Origin of the sequence: Desulfovibrio psychrotolerans, assembly GCF_013340305.1 — a bacterium.
GTDB lineage: Bacteria > Desulfobacterota > Desulfovibrionia > Desulfovibrionales > Desulfovibrionaceae > Halodesulfovibrio > Halodesulfovibrio psychrotolerans.
The window spans coordinates 1-16,472 of the sequence record NZ_BLVP01000011.1; the positions used below are offsets into that span (position 1 = coordinate 1).

At 57.4% G+C, this 16,472-nt stretch carries 12 protein-coding genes and 1 tRNA gene; 6 read left to right on the top strand and 7 right to left on the bottom strand.

Annotated elements, in window-relative coordinates; all coding sequences use genetic code 11:
• Positions 1 to 322: 322 nt before the first annotated feature.
• Entirely contained in the window at positions 323 to 1,909 is a 1,587-nt protein-coding gene (locus HUV26_RS13315; RefSeq protein ID WP_243451393.1) for a lytic transglycosylase, read from the bottom strand.
• Positions 1,910 to 2,138: 229 nt separating this feature from the next.
• Between HUV26_RS13315 and HUV26_RS13320 the strand changes: the two genes are divergently transcribed.
• A complete protein-coding gene (locus tag HUV26_RS13320) occupies positions 2,139 to 2,897 on the top strand; it encodes a TrmH family RNA methyltransferase (protein WP_174410643.1) in 759 nt (252 codons plus the stop codon).
• Between the two features lie 140 nt (positions 2,898 to 3,037).
• Here HUV26_RS13320 and HUV26_RS13325 read toward each other — a convergent pair whose 3' ends face one another.
• Together HUV26_RS13325 and HUV26_RS13330 are read right to left on the bottom strand one after the other, a co-directional pair.
• On the bottom strand, positions 3,038 to 3,775 hold the full coding sequence (locus tag HUV26_RS13325; protein ID WP_174410644.1) for a hypothetical protein: 738 nt from the start codon (positions 3,773 to 3,775) through the stop codon (positions 3,038 to 3,040).
• Between the two features lie 121 nt (positions 3,776 to 3,896).
• Entirely contained in the window at positions 3,897 to 4,937 is a 1,041-nt protein-coding gene (locus HUV26_RS13330; RefSeq protein ID WP_174410645.1) for a DMT family transporter, read from the bottom strand.
• 247 nt (positions 4,938 to 5,184) lie between these two features.
• On the opposite strand from HUV26_RS13330, the gene pdxR reads away from it, so the two are divergent.
• Together pdxR and HUV26_RS13340 are read left to right on the top strand one after the other, a co-directional pair.
• Positions 5,185 to 6,717, top strand: coding sequence for a MocR-like pyridoxine biosynthesis transcription factor PdxR (pdxR, locus tag HUV26_RS13335; RefSeq protein WP_174410646.1), 1,533 nt, complete (start codon positions 5,185 to 5,187; stop codon positions 6,715 to 6,717).
• Positions 6,718 to 6,991: 274 nt separating this feature from the next.
• Complete coding sequence (locus tag HUV26_RS13340) at positions 6,992 to 8,386, top strand: NAD(P)/FAD-dependent oxidoreductase (protein WP_174410647.1); 1,395 nt, start codon at positions 6,992 to 6,994, stop codon at positions 8,384 to 8,386.
• A gap of 96 nt (positions 8,387 to 8,482) precedes the next feature.
• Here the strand turns inward: HUV26_RS13340 and HUV26_RS13345 are convergent, their stop codons facing one another.
• Complete coding sequence (locus HUV26_RS13345; protein ID WP_243451394.1) at positions 8,483 to 9,418, bottom strand: hypothetical protein; 936 nt, start codon at positions 9,416 to 9,418, stop codon at positions 8,483 to 8,485.
• A gap of 567 nt (positions 9,419 to 9,985) precedes the next feature.
• Between HUV26_RS13345 and HUV26_RS13350 the strand changes: the two genes are divergently transcribed.
• Together HUV26_RS13350 and HUV26_RS13355 are read left to right on the top strand one after the other, a co-directional pair.
• Positions 9,986 to 10,063: transfer RNA gene (locus HUV26_RS13350), tRNA-Glu, on the top strand.
• 758 nt (positions 10,064 to 10,821) lie between these two features.
• Positions 10,822 to 11,391, top strand: coding sequence for a hypothetical protein (locus HUV26_RS13355; protein WP_174410648.1), 570 nt, complete (start codon positions 10,822 to 10,824; stop codon positions 11,389 to 11,391).
• A gap of 288 nt (positions 11,392 to 11,679) precedes the next feature.
• On the opposite strand, the gene HUV26_RS13360 is transcribed toward HUV26_RS13355, so the two are convergent.
• The 3 genes from HUV26_RS13360 to HUV26_RS13370 form a co-directional block, all read right to left on the bottom strand.
• Positions 11,680 to 12,483, bottom strand: a complete 804-nt coding sequence (locus tag HUV26_RS13360; RefSeq protein ID WP_174410649.1) for a class I SAM-dependent methyltransferase — start codon at positions 12,481 to 12,483, stop codon at positions 11,680 to 11,682.
• Between the two features lie 80 nt (positions 12,484 to 12,563).
• Positions 12,564 to 13,310 (bottom strand): SAM-dependent methyltransferase, encoded by a 747-nt coding sequence (locus HUV26_RS13365; protein WP_174410650.1) that lies wholly within the window; start codon positions 13,308 to 13,310, stop codon positions 12,564 to 12,566.
• A 365-nt stretch (positions 13,311 to 13,675) separates the two neighbouring features.
• Entirely contained in the window at positions 13,676 to 13,948 is a 273-nt protein-coding gene (locus tag HUV26_RS13370) for a CD3324 family protein (RefSeq protein ID WP_174410651.1), read from the bottom strand.
• 528 nt (positions 13,949 to 14,476) lie between these two features.
• Here HUV26_RS13370 and HUV26_RS13375 point away from each other — a divergent pair.
• Positions 14,477 to 16,315 carry a heavy metal translocating P-type ATPase gene (locus HUV26_RS13375; protein WP_174410652.1) on the top strand — a complete coding sequence of 613 codons (1,839 nt, stop codon included), beginning with the start codon at positions 14,477 to 14,479 and terminating at the stop codon, positions 16,313 to 16,315.
• Positions 16,316 to 16,472: the final 157 nt, after the last annotated feature.

Sequence of the window (16,472 nt, forward strand, 5' to 3'; positions counted from 1 at the left end):
CCCCGTTCAGGGCAAAAACCTTCCCGCCGAAGCGAGAGGCAGCTTCTACCCGGCTTCGTGGCATCCGTCAAGCAGTTTTCGCAAGCTTTCTTTCCGGTGTCCCTTCCGCCGTGCCAGCCCGATCAATGATCGTTTGCCAACTATATTAAGGAGATGCAAAACCCGTCGTGTTAATGAGCAGTCCCTTCCGAAGCAGGGAAGCGGGTTCTACGCAAATCCCACCCACCCGTCAACTGGTTTTTTCAAAACACCGTCCGCCACAATGAAAAAAGGCCCCGAATCACTTCGGAGCCTTGAAAACACAGGGGTTATACGCCGTCCGTCAGTTCACGAACAGGCGCAGCTGATCACCAGGTTGCAGCTTGGGCTGAGCCGAAAGCTCGTTCCAGCGCATCACATCCAGGTGCGATACGCCAAACTTGCGCGCAATGGACCATACGGATTCGCCGCGCTGCACACGGTACACAACGGTGCGCTTTGCCTCCTCAGCCTGCCTGCGTGAAGCAACAGTCTTGGAAACAGACTGGTCCGGCACATACAACTTCTGCCCCACCTTGAGGATGGAGGCGGCGGTAAGGCCGTTCGCTTCCAACAATGATTGCAGGCTCACACCGGTCTCGCGGGAAATGGCATAGAGCGTATCCCCGGTCTGCACCACGTAGTTGCTGCGCTTCTGGGCGATGGAGCGCGTTCTGCTGCGCGTGTCCTTTTCCGCCACGGCAGTAGACGCCGCCTTGGCACCGGCAGGAATCATCACCTGCTGCCCTATGCGCAGATTGTCAGAAGCGCTCTTGTTCACGCTCTTCAGCACCGTGATGGGCACGTTAAACTGGCGGCTTATGCGGTACCACGTATCACCGGACTTGATATTGTACGCCTGCCAGCCCTCAAAAGGACGGGACTTGGCAGAGCGCACAAAGTTCTGCGCCGCAGCCATCTGGGTTTCTGCCAGATAAACCGACGCCTCATAATCAGGCGGGCTCACCTGCCGCAAAAATGCCGGGTTGTATGTGGCAAAGGTTGCCCAATCCATGCCTACGGACTTGGAAAGAGCCAGCAGATCCGTGCCGCCCTTCACTTTCAGCTCCGCAAGGTCAAGGCGGCAACTTTCATCCACGGGTTCAAACCCAAGCTTCTTCAGATTGCGCATAATCTTCACCACGGCAAGGAACTTGGGCACATAGTCCTTGGTTTCCTGCCGCAGCTGCTGCTTCTGGCTGAGCTTGTGGTTCTTCTGGGTCAGTTCAAAAAAGCTTTCGGCTCCGGTTCCCTTCATGGCGCGGCCAATCTTGCCCTCGCCCGCGTTGTAGGCGGCAATGGCAAGGTACCAGTCTCCGAAATCAGCATACAGCTTGTTCAGGTAGTCCGCTGCGGAATGCACAGACTTAAAGGGATCGCGGCGCTCATCTATCCACCAGTCGTAACGCAGTCCGTACTTGCGCCCCGTAAAGGGCATGAACTGCCACACACCGGCAGCACCGGAACGGGAATAGGCATTGGGGTTAAATCCGCTCTCCACGATAGCGAGGTAGACCAGCTCTTCGGGCAACCCCTTCTCGCGGAACACCTCACGCGCGTAGGGCATGTACATTCCGGCGCGTTCAAGGTATCTTACAAAGTGGTCACGTCCGCGATGCGTAAAATAGGTGAAATACCTTTCCACTGCCTCACGGTCGCTGTCTTCCATCTCAATGTCGATGTCGAGCCGGGAATTAAGGGCTTCCTGCTCGTCAGAGGTGAGTTGGGCGTCTTCGTCGCCGGGCACCTCATCAAGGGCGGCAACGTCTTCGGCGGAAACGTCCGGGCGGCCAAGGTTGGGCGGACAATACGCAGCCCCCTGCGCACCATCGCCAAGCCCCTCCGCAACAGGTTGTTTAGTGGCGCAACCGCCAAGCACCAACGTCAACATGAACATCAGCACCAGACCACAGGACCGTAGGGAAGTATTCTGTATGGATAGGTATTTTCGCATGCATTGTCCGTTTTTGCGGCCCAGCCCTCTTGCGTCGGCAACAACGGGAGGGTATCTGCACCTTGCGTTTGAATACTGCCACTAACCTAATCGCAAAAACAAGGCAACTCTCCTAACTATCACTCATTCTGTAAACTTTTTCAAGACAATATGCAGGATTTTGCACATGCATCATGATAACGACAATAATTCCGAAGGCTTTCTCCCCGGCGTCAAGCCTGTCACCGAACGGCTGAAAACAGACCCCGAACAGGTGGATTCCGTCCTTATTCGCAAAGAAAAACGCGGCCAAGACGTTACCATCATTACCGATCTGTGCCGGAAGCAAAAAATTCGCTTCACTTTTGTGCAGGAAGCCGTTCTGGACAAGCTTTTCAAGGGCAATCATCAGGGCGTCATCGCCAAAATTTTCGAGGCAGGCTTTCTGGACGAAGAGACCGTGCTGCGCATGGGACTGGAATCACCGCTGCCTCTGGTGCTGGTGCTTGATCAGATTCAGGACCCCGGCAACGCGGGCACCCTTGCCCGCACACTCTACGGCATAGGCGGGGGCGGCCTCATCGTGCCCAAGCACAACGCCTCGTTTCTGGGCGCGGCAGCGGCCAAGGCGTCCGCAGGGGCCTTGGGCAAACTGCCGGTGGCAAAGGCCACCAACATTTCGCGCACGCTGGAACTGGCCAAGGATATGGGCTATTTCGTCTACGGAGCTTACATGGGCGGCGATGCCGAAAACCTGTACACCGCCAAGCTGCACACCCCCGCCGTTCTGGTGCTCGGCAACGAGGATAAGGGCATACGCCCCAACGTGGGCAAACGCATGGATGTTTCGCTGGCTATCCCCATGCGGGAAGGCTTCGATTCGCTGAACGTGGCGCAGGCGGGTGCCATGATTCTCTCGCAGTTCCTCGCCGCCCGCCGGCCATAAACAACCTGCCCCCCCCGCAGGCATCATATAATAGCATGGCCCCGGCAGTTTTCACCGCCGGGGCCTTTTTCACACTCACCATGTCGCTCTTTGTCCGTCTTGGCCCGCCTTGGCCTGTCTTGGCCTGTATTGGGCCCGCCCTATTCTGCTTCCGGAGTTGCCGCCCCCTCTCTCTTCTTGTGCAGCAGTTCGCTGAAATCCTTCTTCCCGGCCAGATTCTGCACCGCTACGGCAAAGGCTTCCGCAAACATCAGCTCCCCTCCGTTGGGCACGCCTCTCGCCAGCTTGTAATACCCGTCTGTCCGCGTGCTGTAGACCACCTGTTTGGCAAAGACGGAATAGACACTCCACTCCACAGAGAGAAACACCTCCCCGCTGGTCCGGTGCAGGTTACTGCCGTCCCACGAAGAATATTCCTTGCACAGGTTGGACGTAATGCCTGTTATGCGCGCCCCCACGCGATACGTGGCCCGTGCGCTTTCCGCTTCACGGTCAAACATGACGGAAGAATCCCCCACCGCGTCGTATCCCATTTCCAGCATGGTCTGGATGAATGTGTCGGCAAGAAGATTGTCCGTATCCATCAGCGTGGTATGACCGGAGGCCCATGTCATTTCCGAAACGCCTTCCTGATTGCACAGGCTCCCGCCCGCCTCTGAAAAGCCGGTGTACCACGCGCCGATAAGGTCGCCCCGCCGCACGGAAACCACCACCCGGTCAAAGGCAACAGGCTCATACGGTCCCGCAGGCACAGCCCCCTCATGCACCGTCTGCGTATACGGCGGCATGGGAACCTTCCTCACCACCGCGCACCCCGGCAGCACCATGCACCCCAGCAGCAGAACTATCAGCAACAGCCCGAAACGGTTGAACAACATCACTCCCCCTTGTACGGAACCGATCATAACGTATCAGTTCCTGTATAGGGAGCCTCACCATTGGTCAAGCCAAACAGGCGGTTACGGGCATACCGTGCGGGTCAGGCAGACGAATGCCCCGCTACCCGCTTTCTCCCCGCACCCGGTGCCGTACTGCGCACGCCCTCGCACTGCCCGCCTCCCCCTCCGCATCGCTGCGCACCGCCAGCCGCAGCACCAGCACCCCGCCCATAATGCACACGCCCCCGGCCCATTGCACGACACTTAACCGCTCGCCCAAGAACCTGTATGCCACAAGCGCGGTAAGCACAGGCTCCAGCGTAAGCACCAGATTCGCCACCGAAGACGGCAGATGGCACAGCGAAACATTGTACAGACCATAGCCCAGCAACGTGGGCCCCACCGCCAGTGCGAGCAGGGCTATCCAGCCAAGGGGCAGTGCCGTCGCCATTCCGCCGCCACCCCACAGCCGCTGCGGCATCAGGTCCGCAGACGCCAGCCCCGTCTCAGGCGCAAACAGGGCAAATCCGGCATTCAGCCCCCACAGCACACACGCCGCGCAACCAAAGGTATACAGCAGCGTTGCCCACGGGTTCACCCCGCGCTGTGCCGCACAGCGCCCCATCAGGCTGTATGCCGCGTACAAAAGGCCGGAAAGCACTCCGGCAAGAACCCCCATACCGTTCAGACGCCACGCCTCCATGTCGGTCATGCCCGCCACCAGCACACACCCGCAAAAACACAGCAGCGATGCGGCGCTTTTGAGCATGGTGCACCGCTCCCCCAGCAGCAGCCGCGCAAACACGGCAATATAGGCTATGGAGCAGTAGTTCATAACCGTGGCCACGGATGCCCCGTTATGGACGACAGACACGGTCCACGCCACATTGAACACCGCAAGCATGGAGCCGTAGCACAGAAAAAAGCGCCAGTGCGCCCGCAGACCGCCAAGAAGGGGCGTCCGCAGCACAAGCAGCAGCGGCAGCAGCACAACGCAGACAAAGGCGTTGCGCCAGAAGGCCAGCGCCAGCACCGGCAGGGCAAAGGCATCGCTTATGTAGCGTATGAGAATACTGGAAAAAGCCAGCACGGCCGCACTGCCCACTGCGGCCATATATCCCCTGCCCTGCATACCCGTCACAAAAAATGCCGGTATCCTCATGCCTTATGCTCCCTGTCAGCCTGCCAACCTGTCAACCTGTCAGCCGGTCAGCCTGTTACCCTATTGCCCCGCCCATGCCACCTGCGGAGGATTCAGCCAATGTGCCACCCTTCGCATTATACATGCCGCACACCATATAGCCGCATTGACCCCATCAACAGGCACGGTTTATACCTATTTTCACCATGCCAATTTTCCCGGCGCAGCCATATGCTGCCGGGAACATACCGCCAAAGGTTCCGGAACCATGCGCATCCCCGTAGACAAAACCAGCCCGCTGCCCCTGTATACGCAGATAGCCCGCTTCATCCGCCATCGCATAGAGTGCGGCGCGCTGCCCGCAGACACCCGCCTGCCCGCCATCCGGGTTCTTGCCCGCGAACTCGGCGTGAACCGCATCACCGTAGAAACAGCCTATGCGGAGCTGGAAGCTTCCGGCCTTGTGGCGGCACGGGTGGGCAGCGGCACCTATGTGCTGCCTCCCTACTCCACCCCCGCCCGCTCACTACCCCGCGGCAATGCCCCGTGCGGCGCATCCCCTGCCCGCACTCCGGATGCTGCCTCCGACCCGTGGCCCCAATGGCAGCACCACGCCCTGCACCGCCACAGCTTCCTCTCGGCCCCGCCCGCCATCCCGCTGTCCAGCCACTCGCCGCAGGCAGATATCATCGCCCTGAACAGCGGCAACAGCGATCCGCGCCTCTTCCCCGTGGACCAGCTGCGCGCCAGCCTGCGCGAAACCCTGCGGCGCGAAGGCTGGAAGGCTGGGGAATACGAAGAGGTGGCGGGCTATCCGCCCCTGCGCCGTACCATCTCGCACCTGCTTGCGGATCAGGGCATCCCCGCCGCCCCGCAGGACATCATCATCACTGCCGGTTCGCAGCAGGCTCTGGCCCTTGCCTGCCAGTTGCTCACCTCCCCCGGCGACTCCGTTCTGGTAGAATCGCCCAGCTACGCAGACGGGCTGGACCTGTTCCGCTCGCGCGGGCTGCGCATCATCCCCGTGCCCATGGATGAAGAGGGCATGCGCACAGACCTTCTGCCCGCACTGCTGAAGGAGCACGCTCCCCGGCTCATCTACACCATCCCCAATTTCCACAACCCCACGGGCATCTGCATGAGCGGGCAGCGCCGCCGCCAGCTCGTGCACATGGCGCGTGAGCACGGCATCCCGCTGCTTGAGGACGATTTCGTGGGCGAACTGCGGTATGAAGGACACGCCCAACCCGCCCTCAAGGCACTGGCGCACCCCGGCGACACGCTCTACGCAGGCACTTTCTCCAAAATGCTCATGCCGGGCCTGCGCGTGGGCTACCTTGTGGCAGAAGGCCCCGTGCGCGACCTGCTCATCCGCTGCAAGCGGCTGAACGATCTCTCCTCGTCCGGCATCATCCAGCGCGCCCTGCACCGTTTTGTCTCCGTGGGCAGACACCGCGCGCATCTGGCCCGCTCCTGCCAAATCTACCGCAAACGCCGCAACGCCCTGCTGCAGGCCATGGCCGAGCATCTGCCGCAGGTGCGCATAGCTCCCATTCAGGGCGGGCTCTTTGCATGGTGCACCCTGCCCGCCCCGCTCACCGCAGGCAGCCTTGCGCCGCTGGCCCTGCACCACGGCGTGGCCGTGGCTCCCGGCACCGCCTTTTTCCTGCACCCGGAGCAGGGCGCCGCCCACCTGCGGCTGAACTTCGCCCTGCACGACCCGGAAACCCTGCAAGAGGCCGTGCGCCGTCTGGCCGCGGCCATCCGGCAGCTTGAGGCGCAGCACGGCGTGATGGCATAAAAACGCGGCAGCACGCCGTTATGCACAACAGCGGCACGTCATCCCTGCGGGGCAGGCGGGCCATGCGCGCCCCCCGTCACCGTATCCGGCTGCGCCCGGCGTTGTCCGGCAGACGTATGGCGGCGTCCGGCAGGCACAAAAATCCGTTGACAGAACAAAAAACTCGTGTGCAAGCTAGGATAAGCCTTCGTGCGTGCAGTGCTTTTCCCCGCCGTGTCCGGCAGAAGAAAACCCTGCGGCAGGAAGGCAATATATATTGTCCGGAGAACAGGTTATGACCCAGAAAATGCAGTTCGACGTCATCGTTGTGGGCGGCGGTCCCGCCGGATTGTTCGCGTCCTATCATCTTGCGGAGCATTCCGGCCTTTCCGTGTGCATGATAGACCGGGGCAAGCCCGCCAAGCAGCGCAACTGCCCCATCGGCAAGACGCAGACGTGTATCAAGTGCAAGCCCTGCCACATCCTTTCCGGCATCGGCGGGGGCGGGCTCTTTTCCGACGGCAAACTCAACTACATCCACAAGCTCGGCAAAACCGACCTCACGCAGTTCATGCCCGTCAGCGCAGCAGAGCGGCTCATCGATGAAACCGAAGCCATCTTCAACGCCTTCAACATGGACGGCCCCGCCTACCCCTCAGACATGGAGCGCGCCCGGTCCATCCGCAAAGAAGCCCGCAAAAACGGCATAGAACTGCTGCTCATAAAACAGAAGCATCTCGGCAGCGACTGCCTGCCGGACCACATACACGCCATGTCCGCGCATCTGGAACAGCGCGGCGTGGTCATCCGCTGTGAAGAGGAAGTCAAAAAGGTGCTCGCGCACGAAGGCAGGGTCACGGGCGTGGAGACCACGCGCGGACGCTACGAGGCGCAGGCGGTCATTCTTGCCCCCGGACGCGTGGGAGCGGACTGGGTGGGCGAGGTGTGCCGCGAATACGGACTTAACGTTTCGCAGCGCGGCATAGAAGTGGGCGTGCGCGTAGAAACGCACAACGATGTCATGCGCGACATCACCGATGTGGTCTACGACCCCACCTTCTTTGTGCGCACCAAGCGCTATGATGACCAGACCCGCACCTTCTGCACCAATCCCGGCGGGTTCATCGCGCTGGAAAACTATCAGGATTTCGTGTGCGTGAACGGCCACGCCTTCCGCGACAAGAAGTCAGAGAACACCAACTTCGCCTTCCTGTCCAAGGTGGTGCTCACCGACCCGGTTTCCGACAACACCGGCTACGGCACCGCCATAGGCAGGCTTGCCACCATCATCGGCGGGGGCAAGCCCATCCTGCAGCGTCTGGGCGACCTGCGCCGGGGCAGACGCTCCACATGGACACGCATCCGCAACGGCAACATAGAGCCCACCCTTACCAACGTGGTCCCCGGCGACATAGCCATGGCCCTGCCGGAACGCATCGTCACCAACATTGTGGAAGGTCTGGCCCAGCTCAACTACGTCATCCCCGGCATAGCCGATGACAACACCCTGCTCTACGCGCCGGAGATCAAGTTCTTCGCCACGCAGGTAGAGACAAGCAACGATCTGGAAACCAGTGTTTCCGGCCTGTTCGTGGCCGGAGACGGCCCCGGCGTGGCGGGCAACATTGTCTCCGCCGCCGCCACCGGCCTCATCCCGGCCAAGGCCATCATCGCCAGGCTGCAAGGCTAGCGGAATACCCGCCCTCTCCCAAACGCAAAGCGCGCCGCAATCATACGACTGCGGCGCGCGTTTCTTTCGTCTGTGTGCAACCTTCCGCAGGGCCTATCAGCCATGCACGGCTTCCTTCTCGTTCTTCTCGTTCTTCTCGTCCCTGCCGTCCCTGCCGTCCTTGGGCGCCGGCTGCGGCGCAACGGACGTAAGCGAACCAGAATGGAACACATTGGTGGCATAGGTCACCGCCAGCGCAAACACCGCCGCGCCTATGCCCACCGCCGCATCGTAGTACGGCGGGGCAGACAGGGCTATGCGTATGAACAGCGTGGCAATAAGATAGCCGGAATTGCGGAACACCGCATGAAAGCTGGGCATATACCGCTGCGCGATCAGCACCAGCAGAATATCCGCAAAGATCAGCACCGTGTAGAAGGTGTGAAAAAATTCGTTCTTCTCGCCGTTAACCGCAAAATCCCAAATATTGTAGCCGCCTATGGCGACAAAGACCACAAACAGGCCAAGCCCCAGAACCTTCTTGGCCATCACGTAGTGCAGCATCTCCATGGGATCACGCAGATAGCCCTGATACCGGTGCATGCGGTAATACAGCCCCAGCAGGATAAACACCACCAGCGCCCCCATGCTGGAGGTCAGCACGTGCAATATGGCCTCCAGATCCTGCACCACATCAATGGGTTCGTGCATGTGGCTCAGTTCCTTAAAGGAGTTTCTGAGCAGAATAAGCGTGAGTATCTCAAACTGCTTGCCCAGCGATTTGGTCACCGACTGGGGCAGCACAAAGACAAGGCTCATCACCTCCAGCACAAGCAGCATGGAAAAGGCCAGATTGGCCGCATGGAAATGATTGTCCGGAGTTATGGAGGCAAGAGGTTCCGGCAGCAGTCCCTGCCGGCGCAGTTCAATTCCGAACAGACTGCCCAGAAAGATGATGATGAGCAGCTTGGCGACCCTGCGCTGCATTTTGGGGTTTTCCCAATAATGATGCAGCATGTCGAAGAGGTTGGTAAGCGGTTCAAGTCTGGTCATTCGCTATGCCCCGGTTTGCTCCAGAATATCGTGCCCGAATGCTGTGCCCAAATGCTGCATTCAGACCCGGTGTTGTGGGGAGGTAGCATAGCGAAATTTTGTGCAAGCGCAAGGGATTCTGCGTGTCAAACCCCGTACGGTTCTGTGCAGGCTCAGCGCATATTCCGGCACAAGCCCTGCCCGTCAAAACCAAGACACTTCCCGGACAGGCGCACACAAAAAGAGAGAATCTGCCTGAAATTTCCTTGAGCGGGTATGCTCTCCCCGGCCTGTCGTGCCCGGTGGCACCGGCTCGCGGGGCGTGTCTTCAGCAGCAGATTCTCTCGCCGTGGAACTGATTGTCAGAATTAATCTGGCTTACCCTCCGTTATGGTTTCCGCCATATATCTCCAGAAGGGATACTCTGTCCGTCCACAGCCTATACATAAGCACCCGCCGCGCAGGGTCAAGGGCAGCGCATCTCCTCGGCGCGAAAATTCGTTGACATACCCCGCTGCTTTGCCTATAGACCCCATCGCGCCATGCAACGCCGCGCGGCAAACGCCCGCTTCGTCATGCGCCCCACGCGTCCCCATCGTCTAGCCTGGCCCAGGACACCTGCCTTTCACGCAGGCGACAGGGGTTCAAATCCCCTTGGGGACGCCACAGAACGAAAAAAGCCGTTATCGAAAGATAGCGGCTTTTTTCGTGGTTCGGGGACTCGCATTTAGCAAGTCTGCCTGCCTCAAGCGCATGATAACCTCATGTTAGGACAGCACACGTTGCGCAGGGCTAGGCGAAATAACGCACCGACATCATTCACCACTTCCTTGTATCCTACCAATAACATTTGGCATCTTATGCCGTATAGCAGAGCCCCTATCTCTTGCTATGCAGGTGATCGTGCGGTACGCTGGACGGAATCAGCACTCAAAGGTGCATCTATTGCCAGCCAATCCTCTTTCGCCAAACAAGTTGCGTGCGGAGAAAGCAAGAGGAGAAGTTCTTCGCCCGAAACAATGCGAGCTATCTGAAAATTTCTCTAAATAAGGCTGACATGAGATCAAAAACATTGTATTGACTGGTCAAATATTAATTAGACTCATAGATACGGATATTTTTCACATATCATTTTTAATTTCATATTTAATTGATATATACATTAAATGCTAATATAAGACATGAATCATTCTTACACTTCCTAAGTGAAACTCAAAGACAACAAAAAATCAAAAGAATCATCAAGAAATAACGAGAGATAATATGCATAGATCTGCAAACTATGAGCTGCTAAGAATGGCACTTAAAAGAATTGATGACCATAGAGAAAAACATTTCAGCTTTCTAAAATTGAAAATTTTCTTGGAAATGAACCTTGGGAAAAGGACACTGTCACACATTTATATATGAGAAACTCTAACAACATGAACAAAATACTCAGAAAACATAAAGGATACACAACATACCAAGACATATGCAACTTTCAAAAATTATACTTTAAACTAAAATTATTTAAACAGAACATAGACAGCGAGATCGACAAATGCACTGAATCATATTTTGGCAAATCAAGCGCAAGCAGAAGCTCTAGCAGTGAAATTATTGATTTTTTCCAAAACATTATCAACTTACTTTTCTTTGGATACTCATCTTTAACATATGCAATAATGGAAAACGAAAAAATACTACAGAAAACATATGATTTAAAACATGAATTCTCTGATTTATACAAGAGAACGATTGACAACGCCTGCCACAACAGCATCATATTCGCACGGAACAGACTGAACCACGGAGCAGACTTTGAATTCAAATGGAGTGCTACAATTAACTATAAAACCAAACTCAAATCAATAAACTTTATACTACCAAAAGAAATAATTGACAATGCTTACAACGAAAAAAAAGCAAAAGACAAAGCTGGCGTTGAGTATATTATAAGCAAAGATAGAAAAATAAAACCAATTCTCACAGAACACTATGAAATGATCTAACTATTTTGCTCATCAATACGCGAAATCATTTTTAATAAGTATAACAAGGAAATATACCAATGCAACAAGTATTACGAGGCTATATTTCACCACCTAGACATTCAAATGAATACAATTGCAAAATCTACAGGAATGGACATTCCCCTTCCTCCATGCAACACTTGTAAAACACATTATCTGGATCGCGCCATAGGCTATAAGAACCCATCTACATATCCTGCATCACTATTCAAGATAACGGATAAATGACAACAAATTTTTCTTAAACAACCCCACAGCCATCCCCCCTCAGAGCCTTCTCCCCACATAGAAGCCGTAGCCGTAATACGCGCCATATTGCTCATACAGGGCAATTTCGGCTTTCACCGCATCAATAACGGCCTGAGCCTGCTTCCCCTGACCGACCTGATTGGCCTGACTGGCCCCACCACCCTGCTCACCCGCGCCGCAGCAGCCATGCCGGGCAAGAAAGCTGTCGAAACGCCTTTCCAAAGGGCGGTAATAGTGCTCCCGCCAGCAATGCGGCGGCTGGACAAAATACCCTTCCGGGCTGTAGCCGCACCGCTCCATAACCCCCATCTTGGCAGAGGCCACATCTATTTCCGGGTATTCGCGCTCCCAGTATTCCTGAATCTCGGACGGACGGGCCGCGCCCAGCCATGTGATTTCGGAAACAGCCAGCACTCCCCCCGGCTTAAGAAACCGCCTCCATGCCGAAACCGCCGCCTCAAACCCCATGCAGTAGGCGGCCCCTTCGGACCATACAACATCAAACTCCCCCTCCCGGAACGGCAGGGCATCCATGGAGCAGGCAAGGGTGGTTATGCGGTCCGCCACTCCGGCTGCGGCGGCCCTGGGGCCAAGCTGGTCCAAAAACTCCGCAAACAGGTCCACCGCCACAACATGCGCATCCAGCTTCCCGGCAAGCAGAACGGAAGAAGCCCCGGTTCCGCAGCCTATGTCCGCAATGCGCAGCGGGTGCGAGCTGTCCAGCCCGGCAAGGTTCATGGCCAGAAGCGTCTCTGTCTCTCCGCCCGGCCCCTGTCGAGCGGTTCCCTCATGCAGGTCCGCAAGCAACTGATACTCATCCATAAGCCTCTTCTCCTCTTCCTCTTCTTCTTGGCACCGCGCCATCAGCGCACACGTCTCACCGCGCCATCAGCACACACGTATCACCGCGCCATCAGCGCAAACACGCCCCAGCCCATATACTCGCGCGTGTACAAAGAATAACGCTCCGGTTCAGAGGTCAGTTGCGCCCGCACCTCTCCCGCGAGTTCATCATCGGGGTTCGTCTCAAGCCAGCGGCGCATGGTAAGCCACTTGGCCGCCTCATACCTGTCCCAGCCGTCCTGATTCGCCAGAACCATTTCCACAACGTCGTAGCCAAGGTCGCCGAACGACCTGATCAGCTGAGGAAGCAGCAGAAAATCCGCAACCGAATGGGCAAGGCACCCCTTGGCAACCTCTTCCGTCGGCGGCAACTGCCGCCAGTACGGCTCGCCGATAAGGATAATCCCGCCGGGAGCAAGGCTCTGAGCCAGCAGATCAATGGTTCCGGCAAAGCCGCCCCCAATCCACGTTGCCCCCACACAGGCTGCCACACCCACCTTCTCGTCAGCCACATAGCCCGCAGCGTCGCCGTGAATGAACTCTACCCGGTCGGCAACGCCAAGTTCCTCGGCGCGGCGCGTTGCCTGCCCGGAGAACAATTGGCTCATGTCCACCCCGGTGCCGGTAATTCCGTAATCGCGTGCCCACGTGCAGAGCATCTCACCGGAGCCGCTTCCCAGGTCGAGCACCCGCGTGCCGGGTTCCAGCCGCAACGCCTCGCCCAGCGTGGCAAATTTCTCCGGTGTGAACGGATTGTGAATGCGGTGAGCACTTTCTGTTATGTTGAAAATCCGTGGAATATCCACTGTTGCAAACTCCTTACAGTTACACATGAACGGCACATGAATGACGTGACCCCGGCGCACCAATACAATGGCATCGTTCTCAGGCAAAACGCCATCTGTTCACCAGTAAAATGGCATTGCCCACAGGCAAAACTGCACCGGCACACGCCAGTAACCAGCTTGTCCGGCACACACTGCCATACCGCCCCCGGCTATCAAATGCCGCCAACCACTTCTTCCATATTCCCGCAAACGCACGGGCAGCCACAGCCAGCCCAAGCAGCCTCAGCCTTTCCACTGCACATACACCGCCCGAGCGCAGGACGCACCCCACCATTCCTTTCATAAACAAAAAAGCGCCCCGGAATATCCGGGACGCTTCTGCGTCAGTTTCTGTTCATGGCGGCGAGTATCTTATACACAGCCTTGACGGAAAGATAATACCGCTCCGCAAGCTCCGGAACGGTCACCCCGTTCCTGCGCCCTGCGGCTATCTCCCTGTTCCGGGCAAGCAGCCGCTGGCGGCTCCGCGAAGCCTCTCCCCACTGTTTCCTGCATTCCTCCTTGCGGGGAATATACAGGTACTCACCGTCTATAAACTCCTGCACGGCACACAGCACATGCTGCGGCAGCACGCATTTCGCATTCTTGTAGCCCATTATGCTCCTCCTAATGATGTATCAGGAACGAGCAAGGGCTATTGCCGTAATAACTACGTTGTTATGCAACAGCCCTTGCTATGCATAACGAACAGAATCCTTATAGGTACGCATCCACTATCCTCGCCAAAGCTGCTAAAAAGTTATTCTTACCGACCCGCAAATTGTTAAAACAACGTCATCCGCGGGCCATCCCGAAAGGGTACAGTGCAAACCGCCGAGCGTGTTCAGGACCAAGCGCACAAAAACGTACGCAAAGCACTCAACCTTGCGCAGCAGCGCGGCGTACTCCCTTTTTCTGAGGCAAGCTATACCTGCGGGCCGGATGCCCTGTCAATAACCGCTTACCTAGGCATTCCCGCCAACCTTTCCCGATCTTTCCCGCCCCTTCCCCCCTTCATACACCCCATGCGCCAAACGGTTTCGTCCTCCAAACTGCTTCGCCCATCAAACAACTTGACGGCTGAACAATCTTGGTGCTACCCCTCCGCATATACTTTGATACTCAAACTAAACAGGAGCCGATTCATGATAGGCCGCCACGCAGATCTCCATATCTACCGGGAAATATTCCGTTCTCAAGACTTTGCCAGAGTGGTTTGCGGCGTCCTGCCCATACCCGTAGCCCTTGCCCTCATGGAGACTCCCTCGCCTTTTCCGGCCAACCTTTCATGGGGCAGCATCCTGCTGCTCATCTCCATCGCCATAAACGGGCTGCCCATCATCGCAAAGGCCGCCAAGGGCCTGTGGGCCAGAGAAATCAACGTAGACGAGCTGGTAAGCATCGCCATCATCGCCTGTCTCCTCACCGGAAACTATCTGGAAGGCGCCATCGTCAGCGCCATCATGGTCTTCGGCGCACTCCTTGAAGAAGCGGTCAGCGACAGTGCCAGAAACTCCATCCGCGCGCTGGTGGAAGTCACCCCCACCACGGCGGTGCTGGAAGTGGACGGCAAAGAGATGGTCACGGACGTAAAGCGCGTCACGCGGGGAGATATCCTCGTCATCAGGGCCGGCGACACCATCCCGGTAGACGGCACCATCATCGCGGGCGGCACCTCGGTGGACGAAGCCTCCATAACCGGCGAATCCATCCCCGTGGACAAGGGCGTGGAAGACGCCGTATACGCCGGAACCCTGTGTGTGAACGGATTCATAAAGGTCCGCGCAGACAGGGTGGGCGACGACTCCACCATAGGCAGAATCATCCAGATGGTGAACGCCGCCGAATTGCAGAAGACAGACAGCGGCAAAATCGTAGACAGATACGCCGCGTGGTTCACGCCCATCGTGCTGGGCATTGCCGTGCTCACCTACCTTGTCACCGGCGACATCACCCGCTCCATCACCGTGCTCATCGTGGGCTGCCCCTGCTCGTTCCTGCTGGCAAGCCCGGTTTCCACCGTGGCCGCCATCGGCAGGGCCGCCAAGTCCGGCATCCTCATCAAGGGCGGTAAATATCTGGAAAACGTGGCCGCAGCCTCCGCCTTCTTCTTCGACAAAACAGGCACCATCACCAGCGGCGAACCGCAGATCATCGCCGTGCGCCCTGCAAATGGCCACGATGAGCAAAGCGTCCTCTGCATGGCCGCCTCGGTAGAAAAGGGCAGCCTGCATCCGCTGGGCATTGCCATTGTGAACAAGGCCAAAACCATGGGCTACGCCTTTGAGGCGGCGGGCGATATTCATACCGAGCCGGGGCGCGGCATATGCGGGCTTGTCGCCGGGCAGAAGGTGGAAATAGCGGCCTCCGCCACCCCGGATGAAAACGGCTATACCAATGTAGACGTGCTGGTAGACGGCACAACAGCAGGCACCATCAGCCTGCAAGATACCCCCAGAAGCACAGCGGCAAAAACCGTCGCCGCCCTGCGGGCAGAGGGCATACGCGATCTGGTCATCCTTTCCGGAGACCAGCCGCACTCGGTGCGCAAAATTGCGGAAGAGGTAGGCATAACGCAGTACCACGCCGCCCAGAAGCCCGGCGAAAAGCTGAACGCCATCTCCGCGTACGGTAATGACAGCGTGGTCTATGTCGGCGATGGCATCAACGACGCCCCCGCCCTCAAATCAGCCTCCACAGGCATCGCCATGGGGCTGCGCGGAGCCGATGTGGCGCTGGAAACGGCCGACATCGTGCTCATGAACGACAGGCTGGACCTTCTGCCCTTCCTCGTCCGTCTTGGCCGCAAAATGTCCCGCATCATACGCATAAACATCCTGCTCAGCTTCGGCATAAACGCCATTGCCCTCGTTGCCAGCTCCATGGGGCTGCTCACCCCCATCCTCGGCGCGGTAACGCACAACATCGGTTCCATTCTCGTTGTCTCCCTTGCCGCCTCCATCCGGTTCAGCAAGGATGAGTAAACCCCATCCGAGCATGCATACAGCACGCCCAAACGGCTCTGCGCTTTATTGAGTCGCCTGCTTCATTTGATTCTCTGATCCTGCTACAAAGTTGTGGATACCCAGTTAAGCTACTATCCTGACTCAAACAGGAGCAGTGGATGAGTAACACACGACG

Excerpts from the sequence above, each read along its gene's own strand:
- HUV26_RS13315 (WP_243451393.1), bottom strand. The coding sequence starts at position 1,909 with ATGTTGACGTTGGTGCTTGGCGGTTGCGCCACTAAACAACCTGTTGCG.
- HUV26_RS13320 (WP_174410643.1), top strand. The coding sequence starts at position 2,139 with ATGCATCATGATAACGACAATAATTCCGAAGGCTTTCTCCCCGGCGTC.
- HUV26_RS13325 (WP_174410644.1), bottom strand. The coding sequence starts at position 3,775 with ATGTTGTTCAACCGTTTCGGGCTGTTGCTGATAGTTCTGCTGCTGGGG.
- HUV26_RS13330 (WP_174410645.1), bottom strand. The coding sequence starts at position 4,937 with ATGAGGATACCGGCATTTTTTGTGACGGGTATGCAGGGCAGGGGATAT.
- pdxR (WP_174410646.1), top strand. The coding sequence starts at position 5,185 with ATGCGCATCCCCGTAGACAAAACCAGCCCGCTGCCCCTGTATACGCAG.
- HUV26_RS13340 (WP_174410647.1), top strand. The coding sequence starts at position 6,992 with ATGACCCAGAAAATGCAGTTCGACGTCATCGTTGTGGGCGGCGGTCCC.
- HUV26_RS13345 (WP_243451394.1), bottom strand. The coding sequence starts at position 9,418 with ATGACCAGACTTGAACCGCTTACCAACCTCTTCGACATGCTGCATCAT.
- HUV26_RS13355 (WP_174410648.1), top strand. The coding sequence starts at position 10,822 with ATGAACAAAATACTCAGAAAACATAAAGGATACACAACATACCAAGAC.
- HUV26_RS13360 (WP_174410649.1), bottom strand. The coding sequence starts at position 12,483 with ATGGATGAGTATCAGTTGCTTGCGGACCTGCATGAGGGAACCGCTCGA.
- HUV26_RS13370 (WP_174410651.1), bottom strand. The coding sequence starts at position 13,948 with ATGGGCTACAAGAATGCGAAATGCGTGCTGCCGCAGCATGTGCTGTGT.
- HUV26_RS13375 (WP_174410652.1), top strand. The coding sequence starts at position 14,477 with ATGATAGGCCGCCACGCAGATCTCCATATCTACCGGGAAATATTCCGT.